The 17,877-nt window shown below is 60.8% G+C and carries 22 protein-coding genes; 8 read left to right on the top strand and 14 right to left on the bottom strand.

What is annotated here, in order from left to right; genetic code table 11:
• Nucleotides 1-149 precede the first annotated feature (149 nt).
• Nucleotides 150-401: a hypothetical protein gene (locus tag CFR79_RS12015; RefSeq protein WP_102323444.1), complete on the bottom strand. Its 252-nt coding sequence runs from the start codon at nucleotides 399-401 to the stop codon at nucleotides 150-152.
• Between the two features lie 171 nt (nucleotides 402-572).
• Here CFR79_RS12015 and CFR79_RS12010 point away from each other — a divergent pair, with 171 nt between their 5' ends.
• Nucleotides 573-1,829, top strand: a complete 1,257-nt coding sequence (locus CFR79_RS12010) for a DUF2075 domain-containing protein (RefSeq protein WP_110548048.1) — start codon at nucleotides 573-575, stop codon at nucleotides 1,827-1,829.
• Between the two features lie 3 nt (nucleotides 1,830-1,832).
• Here CFR79_RS12010 and CFR79_RS12005 read toward each other — a convergent pair whose 3' ends face one another.
• The 3 genes from CFR79_RS12005 to CFR79_RS11995 form a co-directional block, all read right to left on the bottom strand.
• Nucleotides 1,833-2,072, bottom strand: a complete 240-nt coding sequence (locus tag CFR79_RS12005) for a hypothetical protein (protein WP_102323442.1) — start codon at nucleotides 2,070-2,072, stop codon at nucleotides 1,833-1,835.
• Nucleotides 2,073-2,190: 118 nt separating this feature from the next.
• Nucleotides 2,191-2,361, bottom strand: coding sequence for a CsbD family protein (locus CFR79_RS12000; protein WP_258373571.1), 171 nt, complete (start codon nucleotides 2,359-2,361; stop codon nucleotides 2,191-2,193).
• Between the two features lie 583 nt (nucleotides 2,362-2,944).
• Nucleotides 2,945-3,424 (bottom strand): Lrp/AsnC family transcriptional regulator, encoded by a 480-nt coding sequence (locus CFR79_RS11995; protein WP_110548047.1) that lies wholly within the window; start codon nucleotides 3,422-3,424, stop codon nucleotides 2,945-2,947.
• A gap of 139 nt (nucleotides 3,425-3,563) precedes the next feature.
• Between CFR79_RS11995 and CFR79_RS11990 the strand changes: the two genes are divergently transcribed.
• Together CFR79_RS11990 and trhA are read left to right on the top strand one after the other, a co-directional pair.
• The gene (locus CFR79_RS11990) at nucleotides 3,564-4,574 is read left to right on the top strand and encodes a 1-aminocyclopropane-1-carboxylate deaminase (RefSeq protein ID WP_110548046.1); all 1,011 of its coding nucleotides are present in this window, start codon (nucleotides 3,564-3,566) and stop codon (nucleotides 4,572-4,574) included.
• Nucleotides 4,575-4,814: 240 nt separating this feature from the next.
• Nucleotides 4,815-5,480 carry a PAQR family membrane homeostasis protein TrhA gene (trhA, locus tag CFR79_RS11985; RefSeq protein WP_110548053.1) on the top strand — a complete coding sequence of 222 codons (666 nt, stop codon included), beginning with the start codon at nucleotides 4,815-4,817 and terminating at the stop codon, nucleotides 5,478-5,480.
• A gap of 32 nt (nucleotides 5,481-5,512) precedes the next feature.
• Here trhA and CFR79_RS11980 read toward each other — a convergent pair whose 3' ends face one another.
• The gene (locus tag CFR79_RS11980; RefSeq protein ID WP_258373570.1) at nucleotides 5,513-6,943 is read right to left on the bottom strand and encodes a sugar porter family MFS transporter; all 1,431 of its coding nucleotides are present in this window, start codon (nucleotides 6,941-6,943) and stop codon (nucleotides 5,513-5,515) included.
• A gap of 204 nt (nucleotides 6,944-7,147) precedes the next feature.
• On the opposite strand from CFR79_RS11980, the gene CFR79_RS11975 reads away from it, so the two are divergent.
• Nucleotides 7,148-8,476 carry a DUF6056 family protein gene (locus CFR79_RS11975; protein ID WP_110548044.1) on the top strand — a complete coding sequence of 443 codons (1,329 nt, stop codon included), beginning with the start codon at nucleotides 7,148-7,150 and terminating at the stop codon, nucleotides 8,474-8,476.
• A gap of 18 nt (nucleotides 8,477-8,494) precedes the next feature.
• On the opposite strand, the gene CFR79_RS11970 is transcribed toward CFR79_RS11975, so the two are convergent.
• Nucleotides 8,495-8,794: a hypothetical protein gene (locus CFR79_RS11970; protein WP_102323436.1), complete on the bottom strand. Its 300-nt coding sequence runs from the start codon at nucleotides 8,792-8,794 to the stop codon at nucleotides 8,495-8,497.
• 181 nt (nucleotides 8,795-8,975) lie between these two features.
• On the opposite strand from CFR79_RS11970, the gene CFR79_RS11965 reads away from it, so the two are divergent.
• Entirely contained in the window at nucleotides 8,976-9,164 is a 189-nt protein-coding gene (locus CFR79_RS11965) for a hypothetical protein (RefSeq protein WP_102323435.1), read from the top strand.
• A 67-nt stretch (nucleotides 9,165-9,231) separates the two neighbouring features.
• Here the strand turns inward: CFR79_RS11965 and CFR79_RS11960 are convergent, their stop codons facing one another.
• The 4 genes from CFR79_RS11960 to CFR79_RS11945 all read right to left on the bottom strand — a co-directional run bounded on the left by CFR79_RS11960 (nucleotide 9,232) and on the right by CFR79_RS11945 (nucleotide 12,941).
• Nucleotides 9,232-9,531, bottom strand: a complete 300-nt coding sequence (locus tag CFR79_RS11960) for a hypothetical protein (protein WP_254057877.1) — start codon at nucleotides 9,529-9,531, stop codon at nucleotides 9,232-9,234.
• A gap of 102 nt (nucleotides 9,532-9,633) precedes the next feature.
• A complete protein-coding gene (gene adhP / locus CFR79_RS11955) occupies nucleotides 9,634-10,668 on the bottom strand; it encodes an alcohol dehydrogenase AdhP (RefSeq protein ID WP_110548043.1) in 1,035 nt (344 codons plus the stop codon).
• A gap of 147 nt (nucleotides 10,669-10,815) precedes the next feature.
• Nucleotides 10,816-12,078 (bottom strand): cystathionine beta-lyase, encoded by a 1,263-nt coding sequence (gene metC / locus CFR79_RS11950; RefSeq protein ID WP_110548042.1) that lies wholly within the window; start codon nucleotides 12,076-12,078, stop codon nucleotides 10,816-10,818.
• 14 nt (nucleotides 12,079-12,092) lie between these two features.
• Complete coding sequence (locus tag CFR79_RS11945; protein WP_110548041.1) at nucleotides 12,093-12,941, bottom strand: sulfurtransferase; 849 nt, start codon at nucleotides 12,939-12,941, stop codon at nucleotides 12,093-12,095.
• A gap of 118 nt (nucleotides 12,942-13,059) precedes the next feature.
• Here CFR79_RS11945 and CFR79_RS11940 point away from each other — a divergent pair, with 118 nt between their 5' ends.
• A complete protein-coding gene (locus CFR79_RS11940) occupies nucleotides 13,060-14,136 on the top strand; it encodes an AI-2E family transporter (RefSeq protein ID WP_110548040.1) in 1,077 nt (358 codons plus the stop codon).
• Nucleotides 14,133-14,840 (top strand): endonuclease/exonuclease/phosphatase family protein, encoded by a 708-nt coding sequence (locus CFR79_RS11935; protein ID WP_110548039.1) that lies wholly within the window; start codon nucleotides 14,133-14,135, stop codon nucleotides 14,838-14,840. Before CFR79_RS11940 ends, CFR79_RS11935 begins: the two co-directional genes overlap by 4 nt.
• Here the strand turns inward: CFR79_RS11935 and CFR79_RS11930 are convergent.
• A complete protein-coding gene (locus tag CFR79_RS11930; RefSeq protein WP_102323429.1) occupies nucleotides 14,837-16,255 on the bottom strand; it encodes a phospholipase D-like domain-containing protein in 1,419 nt (472 codons plus the stop codon). The two genes, CFR79_RS11935 and CFR79_RS11930, sit on opposite strands and share 4 nt — an antisense overlap.
• A gap of 188 nt (nucleotides 16,256-16,443) precedes the next feature.
• Between CFR79_RS11930 and CFR79_RS11925 the strand changes: the two genes are divergently transcribed.
• Nucleotides 16,444-16,770 (top strand): YraN family protein, encoded by a 327-nt coding sequence (locus CFR79_RS11925; protein ID WP_110548051.1) that lies wholly within the window; start codon nucleotides 16,444-16,446, stop codon nucleotides 16,768-16,770.
• 13 nt (nucleotides 16,771-16,783) lie between these two features.
• Here the strand turns inward: CFR79_RS11925 and CFR79_RS11920 are convergent, their stop codons facing one another.
• The 3 genes from CFR79_RS11920 to CFR79_RS11910 all read right to left on the bottom strand — a co-directional run bounded on the left by CFR79_RS11920 (nucleotide 16,784) and on the right by CFR79_RS11910 (nucleotide 17,877).
• A complete protein-coding gene (locus CFR79_RS11920) occupies nucleotides 16,784-17,122 on the bottom strand; it encodes a hypothetical protein (RefSeq protein ID WP_174234110.1) in 339 nt (112 codons plus the stop codon).
• Between the two features lie 141 nt (nucleotides 17,123-17,263).
• Nucleotides 17,264-17,599 carry a Grx4 family monothiol glutaredoxin gene (gene grxD / locus CFR79_RS11915; RefSeq protein ID WP_110548037.1) on the bottom strand — a complete coding sequence of 112 codons (336 nt, stop codon included), beginning with the start codon at nucleotides 17,597-17,599 and terminating at the stop codon, nucleotides 17,264-17,266.
• Between the two features lie 44 nt (nucleotides 17,600-17,643).
• Nucleotides 17,644-17,877 carry a BolA family protein gene (locus CFR79_RS11910; RefSeq protein ID WP_102323426.1) on the bottom strand — a complete coding sequence of 78 codons (234 nt, stop codon included), beginning with the start codon at nucleotides 17,875-17,877 and terminating at the stop codon, nucleotides 17,644-17,646.

Here is a 17,877-nt window from a genome sequence, read left to right as displayed (position 1 = left end):
ATCGCCACACGATATGACAAGACAAGAAAATCATTTCTCGCCTTTCTTAACCTCGCAGCCGTAAAATTGTGGCTACCGTCTTTTGTCAACAGAACCTAGCCCGGCACAGACCGGGAGCAGGAGTTTTCTCCTGCTCCCCGAAATACGACTTAACGGGCCGTACGTTCGCCTGTCACATGGGCGCACAGGGCCTGGATTTCGGCTGCTGTAACGCCTTCGGGATTATGCTCTGCCTTCTTGGCGATTTCGTGCTCGGCACCGCTGGCGCGGCCATGTTCCTTGGCCACATGCTGGGCCAGGGCAATTACTTCTTCTTTCTGCAGCAGCTTGGGTTCCTTCAGCCCCTTGCTGGCCAGTTTGTGCAGATGTTCGCGCGCGGCGGCGGTGGGTTTGTCAGTCATGGCTTGTCATCCTGTCCGGTGATGCGCGATATGCGCGTCCATTCATGTTATAACTTAAGAAAGCGCGCGAAAACCGATAGGATGCCTGACCTTGGGGCATATTTCACATATCTGCCCTGCCCTGCCGGATAGTAGTGGAACCACCGTCCCGTCGGGCTTATGGGGAGAGACATGCACACGCCCATCCATTCCGGTCCTGACAGCGCCCTGACACGACTTGCCCCTACCGTGGCGCTGACGGCGCAGCAACTGCAACTGAAGAACGAAGTACTGGCTTTCTGCCGTGCCCACCGCACGGACCGGCACGCACTATTCATTATTGAAGGCGATGCGGGAACCGGCAAAAGCCTGCTGCTCAATACGCTGTTTACGGCCATCCAGCAGGCCGCACGCGGGACTGATCGGCATGACCCGCTGCATGGCAGCGATAACCGGGTGCTGGTGAACCACCCGGAAATGATCAAGCTGTACCGCAATATTTCCGAAACCCAGCCCGCCCTGCGCAAGAAGGATTTCGAGCGCCCGACAACATTCATCAACCAGATGGATGGCACGGACAGACGCGCCGATATCGTACTGGTGGATGAAGCCCATCTGCTCCTGACCCGCAGCGATCCCTATAACCGCTTCCGGCAGGATAACCAGTTGGAGGAGATCATACGTCACGCCCATGTTGTCGTGATGGTATTTGATGCAAGGCAGGTGCTGAAGTTCAAGAGCCTGTGGGATGATGCCACGCTGGCCCGTCTGGTCGCGGGCTATCCGGTCGTAACCCGCAGGCTGGACCATCAGTTCCGCATGCACGCGAACCCCGATGTCATGGACTGGATACGCGCCCTGCGTGATGGCCGTCTTGCCTCCCTGCCCGCCCCGCAACATTTCGATTTCCGCATTTTTGACGATGCCCAATCCATGTACGAAGCCATAAGGCAGCGTAATGCGGAATTCGGCCTGTGCCGCATGCTGGCGACCTATGACTATCCCTATACCCTGAACGGGCGGGACCATTTCATTACCGAAGGCCGCTTTCACCTGCGCTGGGACCGCGCCATGCCACAGGCCCGCCTGCCGTGGGCTGAACGGCCCGATACGATTGACGAGGTGGGATCAGTCTACACCATTCAGGGTTTCGACCTGAATTATGCGGGCATCATACTTGGCCCATCCGTCACATATGACCCGACGGCAGACCGGATCGTGATCGATCCCGCCCGCTATGAGGACAGGGCCGCCTTTACCGGGCGTGACGGCATAACCAATCCGCCAGCAGTGATGGAACGGATCATCCTCAATTCCATCAATGTCCTTATGACGCGGGGTGTCAGGGGACTTTATATCTATGCCAGCGAACCCCGGCTGCATGCCCGGCTGGCGGCATTGTGGAAAGCACGGCAGGCTGCCCGCACGATGCAGCCTGCCGCCCCGTAAAAATCAGCCGCGCTGACCGATCCGCTTCAGGTAAGGCAGGATTTCCGGGCCGGATTCAATCGCATGCCCCAGTACGGTTTCGACCAGTTCCGCCAGACGGCGTGCGTCCAGTCCGGCCAGAGTCACGCTGAGATCGTGTTTTTCCTGATCCGACAGTTCGGGGGACTGGATGATGCGCCGTTCCACAGCCGCCTTCATGGCGTCGGTGGTGAAAGGCATGTCGATAATCTGGTCTTCGCTCATGGCCGCATTCCTGCATGAATTATGTAATGCGGCCATCGTACGGGTTGGCTGCCCACGGGCAACCACCCTGCACGCGATGCGGTTATGCGTTTGTCATCAGATCCCGATCGGGAACGGTTCAGCCCTGCTCGGCCTGTTCCATCGCGGCCATGCGGTGCAGGCGGGCGGTTTGGGAAAAGCCGCGCATTTCCTGCACGATGCCCTGTCGCTCCAGCCGACGCAGGCCAGTTGCGTAGCCGATTTCCTGCTTCAGTTGACCCAGCAGCATGTTGGCACGGCCCTGGAGCATTGTCTTCAAACGATCCATGTCATGTCTCCGGCAAGGGTAGTAAGAAACGCCGCTTCCTGCGCATGGCTGATAACAACATGACGCATGCGAAAACGCAACGATCAATGCATACCTGTCAGACATTTAATGCATACTGCGCTACCATCAGCCATTCGGGACGATCCGCACGTCCCCGAAACTATAGGGACAGAACGCCTGCGTCTGCCTCCTCAATCGCACATGGTCAGGATCGTGATGGGCTGACTTCATGCCCTTTTCCCCGAGCCTGCAGGGAAAACAGGCACTTTGTCATAACAGAATGCAGACATGGAACTGCTCCCTTCCGCTCTGTTCGCCATGTCACCATGGCAGATGAAGGAACTGTCATGAACGCTTCCCGAGGGTGCGGCCTGTACTCATGCTTTCTTTGCGTTAAAGGAACGGACGGTCATCTTCCCTTCCTCCCCTCAACATGCACAGCCATGAAACAGTCGGACAGTGCACTGGGGCCAGATTGTTCTTCAGGCCGCGATGGATTGATGGGTACGCATGGGGCGCGTCAGAAAACAGATGTTTGCGCAAAAATACCCCGCTGGCTGGCACGTCAGATATCAAGGCTGCGGTTATCGACCACTTCCTTCATCACGAAAAACGTCCGTGTCTGTCGCACGCCTGGCAGGCTGATCAGTTTATGCCCGTGCAGGCGATTGAAATCCGCCATGTCGCGCACCCGAATTTTCAGGAAATAGTCGAAATCCCCCGCAACCAGATGACAGTCGATCACAATGGACAGGTTACGCGCGGCTTCCTCGAACGCTGCGAAACTTTCCGGTGTGGACCGATCCAGCACCACGCCCACCATGACCAGCGTGCCAAGGTTCATCTTCTGCGGGTTCAGGGTCGCGCGCACGCCAGTAATACATCCCAGCGCCAGCAGGCGCTGCACGCGGCGGTGACAGGTGGCCGGACTGATATTGACCCGTGTGGCGAGGTCCGCATTGGCCATGCGTCCATCCGCCTGCAACAGGCGTAAAAGCCGCATATCCGTTCGGTCCAGTTCGACCCTTGTGGTGTTTTCTTCCATTATAAACCGTCTTTAAGGAACATATACCGCATAGTAATCATCATTTCAGAATTATATCGCCATAATTCCACTGAATATGAAAACACCCCTCATGCCTTGTCTGATACGCTCAGGCCACAATCATGATGCGAGGTTTTTCATGCTGTCCGCTTTTGAGCGTTATCCGCTGACCTTCGGCCCCACGCATATCGAACACCTCAAACGCCTGTCCGACCATCTCGGGGGCGATGTGCAGATCTATGCCAAGCGGGAAGACTGCAATTCCGGCCTTGCCTTTGGCGGCAACAAGCTGCGCAAGCTGGAATACATCATTCCCGATGCCATCGCGTCGGGCGCCGATACGCTGGTTTCCATCGGGGGTGTGCAGTCCAACCATACCCGTCTGGTCGCGGCCGTCGCGGCGAAAATCGGCATGAAGTGCCATGTGATACAGGAAAGCTGGGTTCCGCATGATGATGCGGTTTATGACCGTGTGGGCAATATCCTGCTGACCCGGATCATGGGGGCGCAGGCGCAGCTTGTGGATGAAGGCTTTGACATCGGCATACGCGATAGCTGGTTACGGGCGCTGGAACAGGTCCGGGCCAAGGGCGGCAAACCCTACGCCATTCCTGCGGGTGCTTCGGTCCATAAATATGGCGGCCTGGGATATGTCGGCTTTGCGGAGGAAGTCCGCGCGCAGGAAGCGCAGATGGGCACCAGGTTCGACTTCATCGTCGTATGCACCGTAACCGGGTCCACCCATGCCGGCATGGTGGTCGGTTTTGCCGCCGATGGCCGCGCGCGCAACGTGATCGGCATCGATGCATCCTTCACCCCCGCACAGACAAAGGCGCAGGTACTCGACATCGCGCAGAAAACTTCGGCGCTGGTGAAGGGGCCGGAAATCTGCGGTGACGACATCGTCCTGATGGAAGACTACGCCTACCCTGCCTACGGTGTTCCCTCCAGGGAGACGGTAGAGGCCATCCGCCTTTCCGGCCGACTGGAAGGCATGATCACCGATCCGGTCTATGAGGGCAAATCCATGCAGGGCCTGATGGATCTGGTCAAAAAAGGCTTTTTCCCCAAGGGGGCGAAAGTGCTTTACGCCCATCTGGGCGGTGCCCCCGCCCTTAACGGCTACAGTTACACATTCCGCAATGGCTGAACGCTGACACCGCGCCGCCCCGCCCAAAACGGGGCGGCGGTTACCCTCTCCGCACCTGTGTGCCGTCATGCACCCAACGTGCCTTCAGCGCCGGATACGCCATGATTGCCTTTCCTTCGCGGCATCCCGGCCAGCCGGAAGCAGATTCCCGTTCTGAAGCTGTTTTTTGCATATCCGGAAACAGACTTATTCATCATACAGGACCGGACCCACGGAAAAATAACGGGTATTTCGGTCCGCATGAACATCCGCACACGTTTCCCCATCTATTCCGCGCCCGAACGGGCGACTGACCTGCTTGTCCATATCGTGGGCGTGGTCGGGCTTGGATATGGGGTGATCTGGCTGATTCATACCGCCATGCTGTCGCATTCCATGCTTGAGAAGGATGTGACGCTTCTTTACTGCGGCGGTATCCTTGGCACCTGCCTGTCCTCGGCAGCTTACAATTTCTGTCCACCATGCAGGCTCAAGGGTGGATTACAGCGCCTTGACCAGTCAATCATCTTCGTAGCGATCGCCGCGACCTATACGCCCTTCATCCTGCTGGGTGGAAAGGGCTGGGCCAACCAGTGGTTCTGTGGCGTGTTATGGGCCATGGCGCTGGCCGGGATTGTAGCCAAGATGTGCTTTTTCACATGGTCCCGGCGGTTTCATGTGATCCCCTATCTGTGCGTGGCGTGGATCTTCTTCCTCTGCCCCGATCCGCAGGTATGGATGCTGCCTTCGCCTGCGTTTTTCCTGATTGTCCTCGGCCTGTTTTTCTACTGCATTGGCGTCGTGTTCTACATGCGCGCGGGCATGCCGTTTTCCAACGCGCTATGGCATGTGATGGTGGTGCTGGGCGCGGGCACGCATATGGCGGCGGTGGGAAGCATGCTGCTTCATTACACCCCACCGCGATAACCGCTCCGCCCCTTGACAGCGGGTGGTGTGGCCTAACGCCCGATCCGGCGCAGGGGCAGGCCCGCTTCCAGATGCTGTTCGATGACTTCCAGCGGCACATTGCGGGTTTCAGGCACCAGCAGAAGCGTGAAGAACAGGAACACGACATTCAGCGCGCTGAAGCCCGCAAATGTCCACCCCGCGCCCAGTACCGCCACGATGCTGAGGAACGTGTTGCTGACCGCCCAGTCCATGCCCCAGTTGGCCAGGGTGGAGCAGGCCACGCCAAAATCACGCCCCTCGATCGGCTGTATTTCCGAACACAGCGTCCAGACCAGCGGCCCCGCCCCAATGCCAAACCCGCCGACAAACACCAGAAGTGCGGCCATAAGGGAAAGCGTGGCGCCCATCCCCTGCAGGTGCAGCCCCTCAATCAGGCCCGCGCAGCCAAGGGCGGCTGCCATGGTAATGCAGCTTGCCGCCAGCAGCGGCCTGCGTCCCCAGCGCGAAACCAGAAAAATGGCCACGATACCCACCACGGCGTTGATGAGACCCACCAGAACCGTGGCCCATGCGGCGGCGGATGTGCCGAAATGCGCCCCTTCCAGAATCTTGGGCGCGTAATACATGACCACATTGATGCCCGTAAGCTGCTGCATGACCTGCAGGCCGATACCCAGCGCGACCGACCGGCGAAAGAACGGCTGGCTGCGCAACAGGGCAAACCCGCCCACCGGCTTACCCGCCCCCAGTTCATGGCGGATGTTGTCCAGTTCCCGGTCAGCCACCGCCACATCGCCACGCAGGCTGCGCAGCACGCTACGCGCCTCCTCAAACCGGCCACGGGCCGCAAGCCATGACGGGCTGGAAGGCAGGAGCGCACACCCTGCACACAGCAGGGCAGCCGGAATGACCGGCAGGCCGACCATAAGCCGCCAGTGTCCCCCACCGGAGAAAATCCCCCCCGCCAGATAACCCAGCAGAATGCCCGTGGACTGAAGCATGGAGAAGGTGGACACCATGGTTCCGCGCATCGACCCGCTGGTCAGTTCCGAAATATACAGTGGCGCGGTGAAGGTGCAGATGCCGATGGCCATCCCGATCAGGAACCGCCCCAGCAGGATCTGCCCGATGATCCCGGCCGTAGCGCATAACAGCGCCCCCACCGCAATCAGCAATGTGGCCGAACCCAGCGCCAGCCTGCGTCCGAATCGCTGTGAAAAGACCCCTGCCCCAAGCGACCCCAGAAGCGCGCCGACCATCAGCACCGACACGATCCATTCCTGCATGCGGGGCGTGGCATGAAAATCACGACCGATAAAGCCCAGTGCCTCGGCAATCAGGCCAGTGTCCAGCCCCACCAGCAGGCCGGCGGATGCGGTGGTCAGGGCCGCGCGAAGCACCTTTCGCCCCTGCCCTGCTGACACGGTATCCGTGGACGGCGCACCCGTGGCAGAGACGGACGACGTAGCTGGCTGTAACACGTTACTCTATCCCCTGATGTGCGGCGCTGGACGGATCGGCACCGGTCAGGCCGGGTCCATAACCGATGCTAACGGGGATGATCCATGACACAACCCCGGATTCAGGCAGATTGTGTAGGCGCACGCATGTTGTGATAGATCATTTTTTCGGGTGAATACGCACGGCGCATGCCAAGAACAGGACCACAAAGAGGCTTTGCATCAATGGGATCACCTGCGGATACCACCCCGCGCCTGCTGCCCGGTGAACGGGCCGGGCTGGCGTTATGTTCTGCCTTTCTATTATGGGCCAACTGGGTCACACCGCTATGGGCTGATGATTACTGCCGGACCATGCCCCCCCATCTGGCCACGATCCTGCGCACCGTATGGGGCAATTACAATTTCTGGACCGGACGATGGTTCACCACGCTGGTGACATTCCTGTTCCTTGACCTGCACCAGTATGGCTCCCTTGCCGTCTTCGCCGTGCTGAATGCGGGAATCTTCGTTTTTCTGGTCCATGTCACGGTGGGTATGTGCCGCAGTGCCGCGGGCAACCCGCCCGTCCCCTCCGCCATTTTGGGACTGGCGCAGACCGTTCTGGTGTTTCTCATGCTGTGGTGGCTGCCCCGCACGATTGGCGAGGTCGCATTATGGAAGACCGGCGCAATAGGGTATCTGTGGCCCGTCGCGGGGGAAATCTGGGTAATGGCGCGTATCCTCTCGCGCCGCGCGCATATGAATGCGGTGCAGTATGGGGTCGTATTCCTGATTGCGACTTTTCTGGAACCGCTTTCGCTGCTGCTGACGCTGTTTTTGACAGGTACCTGCCTCCGGGCCTTCCTGCAGGGGCGTGCGGCGCCATGGGCCCTGCTGTGCAGTCATGCCGCGGGCACGCTGGTACTGGGCATGGCGCCGGGCAATTACGTACGTATGCGCACCATGCCGCCAAGCCCCCTGACCGACCGGCTGGATGGTCTGCTGGGTAATCTGGGCAGCCTGTTTGACCCGTTCTGGTTTCCCTTTGTGCTGCTTGTGGGACTTGGCCTATTCATGGGCCGCAAGCACCTGTGCTTTCCTGACTGCCTGCGCGGGGGGAAGGGCTGGATATTCGCGGTCATGGCCATGGCCTATATGGCATTGCTGCTCATGTTTCCGCGCGCAGCACTGGCGGCACGGCTGTCCTTCCCGGCCAGCGTGTTTCTGGCATGCTACCTGACATGCCTGCTGTTCCAGTGCCCGGCGTTACCGGTCTTTCGCCGGATTACGGAATTATCCTGCATGGGCCTGATCGCCATGCATCTGGCCATTGTCATACCGGACCTGACCCTGCTGGCCCATATCAGCCATGACTGGGTGGCCAGCACGCGCGCGCAGGTCGCGCAGGGCCGCCCGGTCGTGCTGCGCCAGATTACCATGGGGCCACGGCACAAGCTGCTTTATGTTCGCAAGGATATCATTTTCGTCGGGATCAATCCCGATCCCCATAATTTCCTGACCGCATGCTTCGCGCAGGCCATGAGGGCATCTTCCGTCAGGGCTGTTCCCTGACGGAAGGAATACAGGCGTTTATTCGCCGTTACCATTGCCGCCGGGCGCGGAAGGCTGCGTCTGGGAACCGCCCTGTGTGGGCGCGCTGTCCTGCTGCTGGTTTTCCCTTGCTTCCTTGCGGGCATGATGGCGGCGCGCCATCCCGGCCGCGCACCCTGCGGCAGCCCCCCCCTTGCCGTGACCGCTGCCAATAAAATGACCGGCCACGCCACCCGCAACGGCTCCCTTTACGCAGCCGCCCGGCTCGGCCTGTGCGGCAAGCGGCAGGGCCATAAGGGTGACAGCGGCGAAGGCAGATACTGTGCGGCAAGAAATCATTTTATATTCCATAAAGTTAGTGTCTGCCGATGTTAACGGCAGGACAGTGCCCGGGTTCCCCCGTTCCGCACCCACGGGGAATCAAGGGTGTATGGAAGAACGGCAGTCATGCGGGGGAAACGGTTGTCATAACAGGAGGTTTCTTACATCGTACCGGCCTTACGCAACCGGGAAAGAAACCATGAGCAAAGAACCGACAGACGCCATCCACGCCGCCCTGATCCATGCCGCCGCAACGCTGACCGCCGCGAAGAAGGATGTCATGGAAAAGGCATCCCCCGATGAGATCAAGAAGCACTTCAAGACCTTCCTCCATGCCATCGAAAGTGGCTGGCGCGAGCACGAATCAGCAGACCATCATCATTCCTGATCCGTTTCAGGCATGAAAAAAGGGCGGCACCCGGATCGGGTACCGCCCTTTTTTCATACCATCAGCCTTATCGGTGGCCGGTAAAGAACTGGCTCATGTCGCCCTTGGTATTGTGGCCCCATTTGTCCAGCGTCTTGCCGGTATTCTGACCCCAGTTCTTCACGCTATCCCCGGCTTCCGCCGCTTTATGATCGGCCTTGTGGGCCGTGTCGGTAGTGGCATGGCCGGTTTCACGCGCCTTAAGCCTGACCTCGCATTCCGCATGGTCGGTTACGCCGTCGCACGTATCGGCCAGAACCGGTGTCAGCATCGCCACGTTCAGGCCTGCGCCGAACAGCCCCGCCAGAATCACCGTTTTTTTCATCATGCCTTACCGTCCTTTTTTCTGTCTACCGGGGCGCAGGGCGGACTGAACCACCCCACGGCACCGTGTCTGTAACAGGAACGCATAAAGGCAGGCGGGGTTGCCTCAGGCCCCGTTACGGAAGTCCAGCACGATACGACCCTGCACACGACCATGTTCGAGATTGTCGAAAATGGTGTTGATGTTTTCCAGCCTGTCCGTGCTGACCACGGTCGAGACCTTGCCATCAGCAAAGAAGGAAAGTGCTTCGATCATGTCGAGCCGCGTGCCCACAATCGAACCGCGCACGGTGGTGCCATTCATCACCATATCGAAAATGGACAGCGGGAAATCACCCGGCGGCAGGCCGTTGAGCACGATCGTCCCACCACGGCGGGCGTAACCGATGGCCTGCGTGAACGCCTTGTCCGATACTGCCGTCACCAGCACGCCATGCGTGCCGCCGGTATGCTTCTGGATACAGGCGACGGGGTCTTCCTTCAGCGCGTTTACGGTCACGCGCGCGCCCAGCTTGCGGGCTTCGTCCAGCTTTTCATCGCTGATATCGACCGCCGCGACATTCAGCCCCATGGCAACGGCATACTGGATCGCCATCTGCCCCAGACCACCCGCACCGGAAATGGCAACCCATTCCCCTGCCTTCGTGTCGGTCATTTTCAGGCCCTTGTATACCGTAAGCCCGGCGCACAGCACGGGGGCCGTACGGATGGGGTCGATATCCCTGGGCAGATGGGCAACGTAATTCGGGTCGGCCACTACATATTCGGCAAAGCAGCCATTGACGGAATAGCCGGTATCTTCCTGCTTTTCACACAGCGTTTCCCACCCGCCCAGGCAGTGTTCGCAATGTCCGCAGGCCGAGTACAGCCAGGGAACGCCCACCACATCGCCGGTCTTGATCCAGTCCACGTCGGACCCGACCTCAACCACATGGCCGACCCCTTCATGCCCCGGAATAAAGGGCGGGTTGGGCTTGGTCGGCCAGTCACCGCGCGCGGCATGCAGGTCGGTATGGCACACGCCACAGGCATCGACCTTGACCAGTATCTGGTGCGGCCTGATCTGCGGAATGTCCAGTTCCTCGATCGTCAGCGGCTTGCCGAATTCCCGAACGACCGCCGCCTTCATCTTTCCAAGCATCTTGCACCTTCAGTTCCGATATCATGCCCCGGATACAGGGCCACATTACTAATCCACGTCGCCGGAACAGCCATGACAGCTACAGCGGCGGCTCGTTTCGTGCCCGCCAAGTGTCCCATTCCTGCCTGCGCGTCACCTTGATCTACGTCAGGCCCCTGCCCGCGCCCGGCGGGTAGCGGACATGCCATCCAGCCCACGCGCCAGATCGGCGATCAGCAGTTCGCCGGCTTCCAGACCGATATGGAAACGGCATGCGGGCCCGTCCTGCGTAACCGACTGGCACGTGCGCGAAATGCCACCCGTGGTCGGCAGCACAAGGCTTTCATACCCGCCCCATGAGGCACCGATGCCAAACAGCGTAAGGCTGTCGATCATCGCCATAAGGTCCGCCCCGGTAAAGGCGGGGTCGAACACCACACCAAACAGCGACGACGCGCCGGTGAAATCCCGTTTCCAGTTCTCATGCCCCGGACATGACGGCAGCGCCGGGTGGAGGACGCGCGCCACCTCCGGTCGGGATTGCAGCCACAGTGCCACGGCGATGGCAGTAGCCGCCTGCCGTTCCTGCCGCACGCCCATGGTGCGCAGCCCGCGCAGGGTCAGCCAGCAGTCATCCGGTCCCGCCGTCTGGCCCGACTGGATGGCGGTATCGCGCAGCAGCCGCCAGTCCGCATCAGACGCCACGGTAACCGCGCCGATGATGGTGTCCGAATGGCCGGCGGGATATTTGGTCAGGGCCTGCACCGATATATGCGCCCCAAGGGCGAACGGGTCGATCAGGCCAATGCCCCATGTATTATCCACGATCAGGCGGGCATCAAGCTGGCGGGCGACGCGACCCAGCATCCGCAGGTCCTGTACCTCGAACGAATGGCTGCCGGGGCTTTCGGCATAAATGACGCGGGTCGTGGGCCGGGCAAGGGCCAGCAGTTCGGATTCGGACGCCAGCGGGGGGAAATAGGTAATCTCCACCCCGAAGCGACGCAGCACCTTTTCGGCAAAACGGCGGGTGGGACCATAGACGGTATCGGACAGCAGGCAGTGATCCCCCGCCGCCAGACAGGCCAGCAGCGGCAGCGCGCAGGCGGCCAGGCCGGAGGGTACGATCTGCGCATACGCCCCGCCCTCGATTGCAGCGATGACCTGTTCCAGCCGGTGCTGTACCGGGGTACCCATTGCGCCGTAAATCAGTTGCTCATCATCATAGCGTCGGTGTCCGGCTGCATCCATCGCCTCAAGGCTTGCGAACAGCACAGTGGACCCACGGGTGATCGGGGGATTGACGAAGACGCCCCCGTCCCCTTCCGGCCTGTCACGCCCAAGCTGGACAAGGCGCGTGGACAGGTCGCGCCAGCCGCGCACCACGCTTTCAAGCAGGGCGGCAGGCACCGTAACGGCGTGATCGGTCATTTCAGGCATCCGTCCTATGCGCCCACGACTATGGGGGAATCCGGGGTGGATGCCCATTCGGCCCATGACCCGTCATAAACGGCAACCTTTTGTGCATCCATGCCCACATTGGCCAGCGCGAGCGCAATCATGCACGCCGTCATGCCACTGCCGCACGAGCAGGTGACGGACGTGCTGCTTTCAACCCCAAGCCGCGCGAAAATATCCCTGAGTGTGTCAGCAGGCAGGAAACGGCCCTTGTCATCCAGCAGTTCGGGATAGGGCAGGCTGCGCGCACCGGGCATATGACCCGACTGTATCCCCGCCCGGGGTTCCGGGTCGCGCCCTTCAAAGCGGTTGCGGCTGCGTGCATCCAGGATCAGCCCCGACACCCGCCCTTCCACTATATCCAGCACATCGCCCGTCCCCCGCAGGCGGCCGTAGCGCGGGCGGCTGACAAAACGGGCGGGAGCAGTCAGATCCGGCCCGGTTTCCAGCGGCAGGCCAGCACTTTTCCATGCGGGCAGTCCCCCTTCGAGAACCTGCACCCTGTCATGCCCGAACAGGGTGGTCAGCCACCATGCGCGTGCGGCGCACGCCATGCCGTCCTGATCGTAGAAGACGATCCGCCTGTCATTGGCCATGCCGCGTTCGGTCGCCAGCGCCGCAAAGCGGGCCTGCCCCGGAATGGTATGCGGCAGGGGGGAATCCGGGTCGGAAAACTGGTCGATATCAAAACGCACCGCCCCGGCGATATGACCGTTGGCAAAACGCTGCTGCGGGTCGAACGCCTGCCCCGGCAGCGCCATGCTGGCATCGAGCACAAGGACATTGTCGTGTTGCATGGCCTGCGCCAGATCGGTGGCTGAGATCAGCGGATGCATACCTTCTCCCGGTCCTTAGGAATTGTCATTTCGCCAACAGGGTGCAGCATAGCGCGCATGAACGAAAGTCCTGAACATTTGTCTTTTGTTTCCACACGCGAGGGGGTACGTCAGCCATATGGTCGAACGTATCATGATGGGCTTGATGCTGGGCGGGATCGCATTTGGCTGCGTCCTGATCCTGTATCCGTTTATGACCGCCCTTCTGTGGGCGGCGATCCTGACCTTTGCCACGTGGCCGGTCTTCATGCGGCTGCGGCGCGACATGTCCCTGCTGCCTGCGGCACTGGTCATGACGCTGCTATGCGCGCTGGTTCTGGTGGTGCCACTGGTTATCGTGGTGTCGAGCAGCATTGCCGATGTACCGGCCACCCTGCAGTATCTGGTCGATGCGGTGGGCGCGCTGCACCTGCCGCCGCTGCCCGCGCGGATTACGCATATTCCGCATTTCGGCCCTGAAATTGCACAGAAATGGCAGAAATGGTCGGTTGACGTCGGCAGCATAGACGAAGTGGTCCGCCCCTATGCCGGGCGGATCGGGCAGTCCGCGCTGCGGGCCATGATGCAGATGGCAAGCGGGCTGGCCCATCTGGCCATGGCGCTGTTCATCTCCTTCTTCTTCTGGCTGGGCGGGGACGCGCTGGGCAATACCTTCGTCGCCGTGGTGCGCCGCATTGCGGGCAGCTATGCCGACCGGATACTGGGAATCGTGGGGCGAACCATCCGCGGCACGGTCTACGGTATCCTTGGCACGGCCATCATACAGGGAATCCTGACCGGAATCGGCTTCGCCATCGCCGGGATTTCCAGCCCGGTCCTGCTGGGTGCGATCACCGCCTTCATCGCGGTGCTGCCCATTGGCGCGCCACTGATCTGGATTCCCGCAGCCGTGTTCCTGCTGCTCAGCCATCATCCGGGCTGGGGCATCTTCCTGCTGCTGTATGGCACGATCATCGTTTCCGGCGCGGACCATGTCATCCGTCCCATGTTCATCGCGCGCGGAGCGCAGATGCCCTATCTGCTGACCGTGCTGGGTGTGCTGGGCGGGGTGCTGACATTCGGCGGGCTTGGCATTTTTCTTGGCCCCGTCCTGATCGGCGTGGGCTATACCCTGACTGCCGAATTCGCGGCGGGTGATCCCCGGTTGAAAGACCCCATCCCAGACGAAATACGCGAGCCGTTTACCGAACCATGATCCTAGCCCGTCCCTATCTCCGCCTTTCGTCCACCCCGCCGCTACACGGTGCGGTGCCACGACCTGAACTGACCCCGCCCAGACGTGAGGACGGTGCGCTCAAGATCGTAAGCTGGAACCTGCTGCGCCGCATCGGGGCCACCGCGCGCGACGTGATCGACCTGATCCGCGCCGAACGGCCCGACCTGCTGCTGATGCAGGAAGCCACGGTGGAAATCGATGCGCTGCCCACGCTGATTGGCGGCCACTACGCCCGCGCGCCGCTGCCCGGACGCATCCATGGTCTGGCGTGCTGGAGTCCATGGCCCTTCGCGCGCCAGCCGCTGGCCTGCACCCTGCCCGCTGGCACCGTGTTCCGCCGCGTAGCGCAGGTGGTGGAATGTCGTTCGCTGGTGGTGGCCAATGTCCACCTGTCCCACGGGCAGCTTCTGAACCGGCGGCAGTTGCGCCGCGTGGTACAGCTTCTGCCGCATCAGGCCGCCATACTGGGGGATTTCAATCAGGTAGGCCCGGCCCTGATCCGTCATTTTCAGGATGTCGGACCACGCGCGCCCACGCACCGCATGGCCGACATGCTGCCCATCAGGCTGGACCGCTGCCTTGTACGCGGCCTGACCTGCACCGCGCGGCATGTGATCGAAAACTATGCCTCCGATCACCGGCCCATATCGGTCATGCTGCGCCCGTCGGGCGACCGGCGCTAGAGATACGGCAGAAAAAGCCGGGCCGCCGCATCCCGCAGCTTACGCGGGAAGGAACGCCGGTCCAGATCATGATGTGTCAGGCGCACATGCCGGTGGATGCTGATGAAGTCATCAATCGAACCGGCCAGCGCATCATCATAGGATTCGAGGTTGATCTCGAAATTGAGGCGCAGGCTGCGCACATCAAGGTTGGAACTGCCCACGAACGACCAGTGCCGGTCAACCACCATAAGCTTGGAATGATTGAAGGGCGGACGCGCCAGCCATATACGGCATCCCGAATCCAGAAAACGCGGCAGGTTGGCTGAACGCGCCCAGTCCAGCAGCGTATGATTGCTGTGCCACGGCACCACGATATCCACTTCGATCCCACGCAGGGATGCCAGCGCCAGTTCGGTCAGGAACCGGTCATCAGGCAGGAAATAGGGTGTCATGAGCCGGACGTTGTGCCTTGCCAGCGCAATGGCCTGCAACATCGTATATTCGATTTTTTCCAGATCCAGATCCGGCCCTGCGGTAACGATGCGGCTTAATGTCGGTCCGTGGCTGGCCTGGGGCGGGAAGAAGATATCGGCCCGCAGTTCTTCGCCGCGCGTAAAGGACCAGTCCCGCGCGAAGGCTTCGCTCAACTGGTGAACCACCGGCCCCGCCAGTTCAAAATGCGTATCCGACACCAGATGCCGGGGGTGGGAGGAGGCGATGTTTTCCTCCCCTATGTTCAACCCGCCCATGAAACCCGTGCTGCCATCCACCACCAGTATTTTCTTGTGGTCGCGCATGTTGATGAACGGCATGCGCCACGGCAGCATGGAATGCATGAACCGCCCGACCGGCACCCCGGCACGCCGCAATATGCGTTCCACGCCGCAATGGAAGTAACCAGACCCCACCCCATCCACCAGCACCCGCACCTGCACGCCGCGCCTGTGGGCTGCAATCAGCGCATCACAGAACTGCCGACCGATCCGGTCGGCACGAAAGATGTAGGAACACAGCAGCACGCTGCGTTGCGCGCCATTGATGGTGGCAAGCATGCGGGGATAGACCGTATCGCCATCATGCATCGGAATAACCGCATTGCCGCTGAGCAGCGGGCGGCCAGTCAGTTTGCCCACCATGGAGGCCAGAGGCGCGAATACGCCCTCCTCCTCCCTGCGCCATTGCGATGACGTGGTGCGGCTGTGCCATGGGTGCTGCCCCACCAGACGGCGGGCGCGACGATGCACGCGGTTGATGCCGAACATGGAATACAGTGCGCCACCGGTCAGCGGCATGAGCACCGTTACGCCAATCCACCCGATCGAAGCCCCGACATCGCGCTTGGTCAGCAGGACATGGACCATCACCACGGCGATAATGCACACGCGAACCACAAGCAGGGAAAAATCCCATATGGTGAGGGAATGAAAGATCATGTCACATATCCTGCCATGGCCGCGCATCGATACCCGGCCCTGAAACCTGTTATCCGGCTTTCCATACCTTATCTGCCGGATATTCCCCACCTGCGCCACCGCATGGAATGGATGGCGTGAGCCGCGATGGCGATGGCGGCCTTCCCACACCCCGTCAACGGCGGGGCAGACGGGCCTTTGCCGATGGCATCGCGGCGGAACAGGCTGCAATAGCAGCCCTGCGCATGGAGGGATGGGAAATCCTGCTGCATCGCGCGCGCACCCGCTGGGGTGAAATCGACCTAGTGGCGCTGCGTGGGGGATGTCTTGTATTTATCGAAGTCAAGGCCCGCCCATCCCTGCTGGCCGCAGGGGAAGCCATCCGCCCGTCACAGGTCACGCGCATCATGAATGCGGCGCAGTTCCTGTGCGCGGCCAATCCGCACTGGGTTTATGACAGCGTCCGCTTCGATGTGTGTGCGGTACTGCCGGGCAATGTCATTGAATGGATACCGGACGCCTTCCGGCAGTTCTGATGAACTGCCCGGATCAGGTACGATGCCGGGCCGGCGCCGTGTGGGTATGACGGGAAGATGCTGCCGCATGCGGATGATAGACGATGCTATGCACCATCGTATGTCGCGTTGTGGCGGCAGAGCCATGGTGTGCTGCCAGCACGACCGGCGCATGTCCACCCGAGCGGGTAGTGGTGTGATAGACCACATGGCGTACCGGCGGCGGCGGCGCGATCAGCGCGCCGAGTGTAAGGCGGTCGGCCTCGCTTTCCGTCACGGCGTGGGTCCGTGCGTGGGCCGGGGTAGTGATGCTTCCGATCAGACCTGCGCCAAGCAGCAGCATAGTAGCAAAACGCAAGTCGCCGTATCGCATTCGGCCCATCTCCAGATTTTCAAACCAAGAGGAAGCTAGGCGAAAGAATGCCGTCTACGCAAGCGATGTTATGACCAAAATACAAAACGGGCGGAACATTTCTGTCCCGCCCGTCCGGTATCGTGCCGTGCTGCCCCGATATCAGGCAGTCGCGGTCGCGATGCCCTTCTCGGTCAGCAGCTTTTCAAGCTCGCCGGTCTGGTACATCTCGGTCACGATGTCGCAGCCACCAATGAACTCGCCCTTGATGTAAAGCTGCGGCACGGTCGGCCAGTTGGAGAATTCCTTGATGCCCTGACGCAGTTCCGGATCTTCCAGAACGTTCGCGGTCTTGAAGGGCACACCCATGTGCTTGAGCACCTGCACCACGCGCGCGGAAAAACCGCACTGCGGGAAGGTGGAGTCACCCTTCATGTAGAGCATGACGGGATTCGCGTCGATCTGCGCCTGAATGCGCTGTGCGATTGTTTCGGCCATGATTTGGTTTCCTGGTTTGGGAATGGATAATGATCCGTTCAGGCTCAGTCCGGGGTCTGTGTCTGCAATGCCAGCGCATGAAGCTTGCCGCCCATGTGCCCCTGCAATGCATCATAGACAAGCTGATGCTGCCGCACGCGCGTCAGGCCGCGGAACGCGGCACTGACAACGCGGCAGGCATAATGGTCCCCATCGCCCGCCAGATCGTCAATCGTAATCTTCGCATCCGGCAGGGCTTCACGGATATAGGTCTCGATTTCCTGCGCCGTCATTGCCAT

Origin of the sequence: Komagataeibacter saccharivorans, assembly GCF_003207825.1 — a bacterium.
Taxonomy (GTDB): domain Bacteria; phylum Pseudomonadota; class Alphaproteobacteria; order Acetobacterales; family Acetobacteraceae; genus Komagataeibacter; species Komagataeibacter saccharivorans.
This window is presented reverse-complemented; position numbering and strand designations above follow the sequence as displayed.